Origin of the sequence: Caballeronia arationis, assembly GCF_001544975.2 — a bacterium.
Classification (GTDB): Bacteria; Pseudomonadota; Gammaproteobacteria; order Burkholderiales; family Burkholderiaceae; genus Caballeronia; species Caballeronia arationis.
Map to the genome: position 1 here is coordinate 1 of NZ_FCOG02000219.1, position 6,565 is coordinate 6,565.

At 61.0% G+C, this 6,565-nt stretch carries 6 protein-coding genes and 2 pseudogenes; 3 read left to right on the plus strand and 5 right to left on the minus strand.

The window, feature by feature from the left end; all coding sequences use genetic code 11:
- Nucleotides 1-194: hypothetical protein (locus AWB81_RS47705; RefSeq protein ID WP_235026156.1), on the plus strand; the 194-nt coding region annotated here is incomplete at its 5' end.
- Here AWB81_RS47705 and AWB81_RS49005 read toward each other — a convergent pair.
- The 3 genes and pseudogenes from AWB81_RS49005 to AWB81_RS39385 form a co-directional block, all read right to left on the minus strand.
- Nucleotides 133-324 (minus strand): annotated as a pseudogene (locus AWB81_RS49005) (hypothetical protein); the annotation flags it as partial. The gene AWB81_RS47705 and the pseudogene AWB81_RS49005 sit on opposite strands and share 62 nt — an antisense overlap.
- A 436-nt stretch (nucleotides 325-760) precedes the next feature.
- A complete protein-coding gene (locus AWB81_RS39380; protein ID WP_087135526.1) occupies nucleotides 761-1,927 on the minus strand; it encodes an alkene reductase in 1,167 nt (388 codons plus the stop codon).
- A gap of 3 nt (nucleotides 1,928-1,930) precedes the next feature.
- Nucleotides 1,931-3,241 carry an SGNH/GDSL hydrolase family protein gene (locus AWB81_RS39385; protein ID WP_062643667.1) on the minus strand — a complete coding sequence of 437 codons (1,311 nt, stop codon included), beginning with the start codon at nucleotides 3,239-3,241 and terminating at the stop codon, nucleotides 1,931-1,933.
- A 111-nt stretch (nucleotides 3,242-3,352) separates the two neighbouring features.
- Here AWB81_RS39385 and AWB81_RS39390 point away from each other — a divergent pair, with 111 nt between their 5' ends.
- Nucleotides 3,353-4,264 carry a LysR family transcriptional regulator gene (locus AWB81_RS39390; RefSeq protein ID WP_062643670.1) on the plus strand — a complete coding sequence of 304 codons (912 nt, stop codon included), beginning with the start codon at nucleotides 3,353-3,355 and terminating at the stop codon, nucleotides 4,262-4,264.
- Nucleotides 4,265-4,360: 96 nt separating this feature from the next.
- Here the strand turns inward: AWB81_RS39390 and AWB81_RS39395 are convergent.
- Nucleotides 4,361-4,588 (minus strand): annotated as a pseudogene (locus AWB81_RS39395) (IS66 family transposase zinc-finger binding domain-containing protein); the annotation flags it as partial.
- Nucleotides 4,589-4,634: 46 nt separating this feature from the next.
- On the opposite strand from AWB81_RS39395, the gene AWB81_RS49230 reads away from it, so the two are divergent.
- Nucleotides 4,635-4,925, plus strand: coding sequence for an IS66 family transposase (locus AWB81_RS49230; RefSeq protein ID WP_425266598.1), 291 nt, complete (start codon nucleotides 4,635-4,637; stop codon nucleotides 4,923-4,925).
- 530 nt (nucleotides 4,926-5,455) lie between these two features.
- Here the strand turns inward: AWB81_RS49230 and AWB81_RS39405 are convergent.
- Nucleotides 5,456-6,565, minus strand: a 1,110-nt coding sequence (locus AWB81_RS39405; protein ID WP_062643672.1) for an MFS transporter, incomplete at its 5' end; no start/stop codon positions are given.

The following is a 6,565-nucleotide window of genomic DNA, read 5'->3' on the forward strand; positions in this document are numbered from 1 at the left end:
TTACCGAGAACTGGATCGGCGCTCACGAACGCCAAGATGAGACCGTGAGAAAGGCGCAAGAACTCGGCACTCTCGAGCATGTCAGTGAAATTTTGATTAGGGGCCGGCCCCACTGCCGGCCGAACTCGAACATCATAATCGAGGTCTGGTCGGGATTCTTAAAAAATCCGCCGCATCTCGACCAAAGCTGCTGATGATTGCAAAATCGATAATCGGATCGAGCGGCGGCGCCGGGCGCTGTAAGCCCAGCAGATAGTCGCCGAGCCGGTTGATGTCTTCCCGGCGGTACGGCGAAAGCACCTTCAGCACCTCGGTATAGACCGGACGCCGCGATGCCGGTCACGTAAGACAGGCCCCTGATCCTGACCACTGCGAGATCGTCGGCTTGTCCGCGGCTAGCAAGACCCGTACGAAGCGCGCAGCAGCCGGGGCATGCGGTTCGGCGCCGCAGGCCCGACAACTGAGCATCAGACCGTAGACGGATGGACGTGCGGGCCAACGGACGGTCGTCGCGTGCCTTGGCTTGCGCTTAAAGCGTAATCGAACGACAGCAGGTCGCTGAAGTCAGCGACCCGGGGGGCGGCTGCGGTAACTCGATTAGTACGCGGAGGCCTACTTACGCCATGTCATTCGCTCGCATCGCACATCCCGTCAATCGGGTCGACTGGTTGTTGCATGGATTGTCGTCGATCAGATTCACACTTATCATCAAAATAGTCGTTCAGCCCGTCATTGCCACGACGGACCGCGCTTCGGTGAGTCAGCGACGGATGCGTTCTCCGAACGCGGTCATATTGGCGCACGGCATGTCCTCGCTCGTCGAGGTGTGTGGCGAGCGAGGATAGGTGGTGTAGCCTGTGGCTGCTCCTCCGAAGAAGTATTGAGGCGCGGGCGCGGCTAGTGCACGACCGTGGCGCAGGCGCGCAGGTAAATCAGGGTTGGCAACGAACGGTCGACCAAAGCCAATCAGGTCAGCCCAGCCATTGCAAAGCGCGGCCTCTGCGCGCTCCACTGTGTATTTGCCTGCGTAGATCAGCGTGCCGTCGTAAATCAACCGTAACGCCTCCTTGAAGGCCGCGGGCATGTCTGGGGCATCGTCCCAATCGGCTTCGGCGATATGGAGATACGCCACGCCGATGTTGTTGAGCATTTTCGCGGCCCCCAGGTAAGTAGCTTGCGGCGTGTCATCCACGGCGCCCTGCAGCGTGGTCAGAGGTGCCAATCGCACCCCAACACGCTCACTCCCAGCCACCGCGACTACCGCTTCTGTGACTTCTCGCAGGAAACGCAGCCGGTTTGGCAACGAGCCGCCATAACGATCGGTGCGCGTGTTAGCCCGAGAGTCAATGAACTGGTTAATGAGATAACCGTTCGCACCATGCAGTTCCAAGCCATCGAAGCCGGCATTCAGCGCGTTGCGTGCTGCGGCGGCGAAATCCTCCACCACTTGCGCGATTTCGGCTGCAGACAGGGCGCGCGGCGCTGAGTGCTGCACCGTCTGCCCGACACCCGATTGCGGTCCCTTGCCCTCGAGGTCGATGAATACTTTTACGCCATTAGCCACCAATGGCGACGAAGACACCGGCGCGGCGCAATCAGGTTGCAGCGAAACGTGCGAAACGCGTCCGACATGCCAGAGTTGCGCGAAGATGCGCCCGCCAGCGGCATGTACAGCGTTGGTAACGCCATGCCAGCCAGCCACTTGCTCGGGCGTGTGGATGCCCGGTGTCCAGGCGTAACCTTGGCCCTGCTGGCTGATCTGCGTTCCCTCGCTGACGATCAGGCCGGCTGACGCGCCTTGAGCGTAGTACTCGGCCATTAGCGCAGTGGGTACGTTGCCCCGTCCGGCACGCGAGCGAGTCATCGGTGGCATGACAATGCGATTTGGCAGTACCAGGCTGCCCAGGCGATAGGAGGTGAATAGCATCGCTCAACGCTCCTGTGAAGTCTTGGGTGAATTATTCGAGGCGACGAATCCGGGCAACAAGGAATCGAGATCCACGACTTCGGCCATCGCACGGTTGCCTTCGTCGCCGGGATGCAGGTGATCGCCGGAGTCATAACGCTCAGCGATGCGAGTTGGCTGGGTGGGATCTCGCAGGGCTGCATCGAAATCAATGACCGCATCGAATACTCCACTGTGGCGAATCCACTCATTCACTTGCCGGCGCAAGACATCCTTGTCGGGCTGATAGTAGTTGGCCAGCGGCGTGCCGGGCAAAGCACCCTCGAACGGCGTCAGCGTGGCACCGATCACGCGCACCCCTCGCGCATGGGCTTGTTCGACGAGTTGACGGTAGCCTGCCGTCAGGGCGTCCGCCGTGGGGCGCTGTGCATCTCGCGCGAACGCAGTGCCCGGCCACGATATATCGTTGATGCCCAACATCACGATGACGCTGCGCACCCCCGGTTGCGCCAGTACGTCCCGATCCAACCGAGCCAGCGCGTTGACGCCCATGCCATCGGACAGCAGGCGCGCGCCGGAGATGCCGGCGTTGACGACAGCAACACCGTGCGGGGCCAGTCGGGCAGCCAGGAAGTCCGGCCAACGCCTGTCTTTGTCGAGACTGGCTGTCGCGCCGTCGGTGATGGAGTCACCGATTATCGCGATCGCTCGTGGGGCTTGTTCTGTTTCGACCTGAATGCCCGTTAGCAGCGGTCGGGCCGTTGTGCTCTGTATGGCCCCAACTGCCTTCGTCAACGCCAAGGCTGAACTCTGGTCGCCAGGCACGATCCAGCCTGTCTGCCTGCCATCCCAATGAAACGTGCTTATCGCGGTTTCGTTTGGCAAATAGACGCTTACCGCGACCTGTGCTCGTGCAGATACGGAGAAAGCTACAGGGTCGCTGATCACTGATGCACCGGGGGGAATGCTCGTCGCCTCCCGGCCTCCGAACGTCACCGTGCGCAGGCTGCCGGTGACGACCTCGCCATCCTTCTTGGGTTGGGCGACGGTCGCCTTGCCTATGACCAACGGATGGTGGCCATAGGCGTTGGACAACACGATGCGCAGGCGTTGCCCACCCAAGCTGATTCGCGCTAACTGTCGCACGGTCTTGTCGTGCAAGGCTGGCGGGATGTTAGTGGGAAACAGAAAGCCTGACCCCCAGACTGGCTGGGGACTGGCTTGCCAAGTCGCCAGCCAGGCCGTTGAGGCGGCCATTGCAGGTGCCGCGCTGCCAGTCGCTAGTGCCAAAGTCAGCACTGCCGAGGCAGAAAGCGATTTCGTGGATTTCGTCATCTAAGTGAATTCAGTTGCCTTTGATGCATCAATAATGAATTCAAAGACCGGATCGGAGTAGACTGTCCGCAGGAACAGCATTTGTGAATTGAAGTCAATGAGGAGAAATTCTTGGCTCGTTTGGAAACCAACCGTTCAGGCGAATTGGAAGTGTTTGTGCGCGTGATCGAGCTGGGAGGTTTTTCCGCCGCCGCCCGTGTTTTCGGCATGACGCCGTCGGCGGTTAGCAAACTGGTCACACGCCTGGAGCAACGTTTGGGCGTGCGCTTGGTGAACCGTTCAACCCGGCAGTTCCAACTTACCCCCGAAGGCTGCGCGTTCTACGAACGCGGCGTGCGCATCTTGGCCGACCTGGATGAAGCCGAACGATGTGCAAGCGAACACACAGCTCCTCGCGGTCGCCTGCGTGTGAATGCCAACGTACCCTTCGGCCACCACTTCTTGCTGCCACTGGCGCCCGAATTCCTGGAACGTCACCCCGATGTCACGCTGGACATCGTGCTGACCGATGAGGTTGTCGATATCCTGGAGCAACGAACCGATGTGGCCGTTCGCGCCGGCCCGCTGAAAAGCTCTAACTTAGTGGCGCGCAGGCTGGGCGTCACGCGCATGGTGATCGTAGGCGCACCACGCTACCTGACTCGTCACGGCACGCCAGCTAGGCCGGAGGAACTGCTTGCGCACAATCGCCTAGGCGCGAACTACGTGCGAGCGCGGCCCGGCTGGCCGCTGCGATATGAGAATGAAGATATCGTGCTTCCGGTAACTGGTAGCGCGCAAGCCAGCGATGGCGAAGCGTTACGCCATTTGGCCTTGGCTGGTCTGGGGCTGGCACGCTTGGCTGCATTTCAGGTGCGCGATGATATTGCCACCGGACGCCTATTGCCAGTGCTCGAAGACTGCAATCCAGGCGATGTCGAGGAAGTCCACGCCGTCTATGTCGGTCAGGGGGGCTACCTCCCGCTGCGCGTGCGCGCATTTCTGGACTTCTTGGCCGCCATGGTGGATATCGGCCGGATCTAAACCGCTCGAAAACCGCTGATCTTGTTAGCTCTATTGGTCAACCGTCTGCCACGCCGGCTCAGAGCCGCGTTCTGCGAGTCATTGTTGTTGTATGTCGAGCGGCATGCCGAACTGATACTTGCCGGTGGCGACCCATGTCAGCGCCGATTCGCTTAAGAGTCCAAGCGGGATGATGCGCGGCGGCGCCGGCGTGACCTTGATGCCCAGATCGCAGCACGGACACGCATATTTAACACGCTGGTGTTCGATCACGCGACGCTGCTCGGGGATCAAATCGAGCTGCTCACTAATCTCCGCGCCCATCTCGACGAGCGCGTGCCCATCGGAGAAAGGAAGAGAACCACAAACGAAGAGTTACCTCTAGGCACAGATGACCGGCTCGGGCGTCCCTATCCGCTGCTTTAGCTATACACCCGGACGCTGCGCCAAGCTGGCCGACAAGCTGTTCACGGGGATCCGGAAGGGCGCGGTTCTGAAAACTGATGAATACGAGCCCTACAACGACATCGCTCAATGCTACGACCTCGTGCACCTCGGATGTTGGGCGCACCTGAGACGGTACTTCATTAAGGCCGAGGAGAACGTGCCGAAAGCCGCGCTTTCCCCCGCTCTGCTCGCGACACGCTTCATCATGCTGATCGGCAAGCTGTTCGCTCCGTAGGCCCGCTCTAAGAAATGGAAGCCTGAGCGACGACAGCGATTGCGGCGGCGATACAGCACCGCATACTCGACGCCATCAACGCCCTGGCGCTGGCGCTGGCGTAGTCGCCCGGCATCGTGCCAAAAAGCTTGCGTGGAAAGGCACTGGCCTATCACCTATCTACGGGACCAGTGGCCAAAGCTGATCCGCTATGTCGAGAATGGCAACTGGCCTATCGCGAGCAACCCGCCAGTTTAAGGGTCTGCGGTAACCCACCGCCAGAATTTGCACGAAAGGTACGGATACCCCGAGTCGCGCGCGGGCTCGCATCCGCAGCGTTACCTACGAACTTACAGGGGCTACTTGCAGGCCGGCGCATACAGCGCACACGAGGCGCGCACATTGCCGCCGTCAACACCGAGGGTATGCCTAGTGCGAAGGTGCTTGCACTATCCGCTTGACGTGACCCTGACGCGTTCGCATTGTCATGGTCACGATACCAACGCGCACTGCGACAAACCACTTTTTACTGCCCAATGCGAGTTCCGCGACTAGCGGATATCTACGCGGACTTGCGCAGCTTCGCCAGTGCCATGACCTCGCGCACGCAGTACGGCCGCGACGAGCAGCGCTCCCAGCACCAGTCCGCCTGCCACGACGAAGAGCGCGGTATCGGTGCGGCCAGTCAGGTCCTTCAGATAGCCGATCATGTACGGCGAAACGAAGCCTGCGAGATTTCCAATGGAGTTGATCATCGCGATGCCGGCAGCTGCCGTCACGCCAGTCAGGAACGCCGTCGGCAGGCTCCAGAACAGCGCAGGGATCGACAGCACGCCCATATTCGCGAGACACAACGCGATTACCCCGAGCACGGGCTGGTTCTGCCACAGCACGCAGAGCGCAAAGCCGATGGCGGCCATCGAGAATGCCACGATCAGATGCCACTTGCGTTCGTTGTGCCGGTCCGCGCTGAAGCCGAACGCGAGCATGCTGACGATCGCGCACACGCCGGGGACGGCGGTCAGGATGCCGATGGTGAAGGCATCGGTCACACCCATCTTCTGCACGAGCGTGGGCATCCAGAAGCTGATCGCGTAGAGCCCCATGTTGTAGACGAAGTAGATCACGACGAGCGCCCAGATCCGCGAGTTCGACAGCAGCCCGGCGAAACCGTGGCCGAGTTTGTCCCGGTTTTCCGCGGCGAGCACGCTCGTGAGGTGAGCCTTTTCGGGCTCCGACAACCACTTCACGCGCCGAATGTCCTCACTCATGCGAAAGAAGATGTAGATGCCGAGCAACACCGTCGGAATGCCTTCGACGAGGATCAGCCATTGCCAGCCGCGCATGCCGCCGAGGCCCGTCATGAAACGCAGGATCGACCCAGAGACGAGCCCGCCGATCACGCCCGACGACGCCAGCGCGATATAGAACACGCCCCAGGCGCGGCCGCGCCGTGCGGCGGGATACCACTGGCTCATGTAGTAGATCGCGCCCGGGATGAAGCCCGCTTCGGCGAGCCCGAGCAGAAAGCGCATCACGTAGAACTGCGTTGGCGTGCGGATGAAAATGGTCGCGCAGGAGAGCAGACCCCACGTCACCATGATGCGCGAGATCCAGCGGCGCGCGCCCACCTTGTGCAGGATCACGTTGCTCGGCACTTC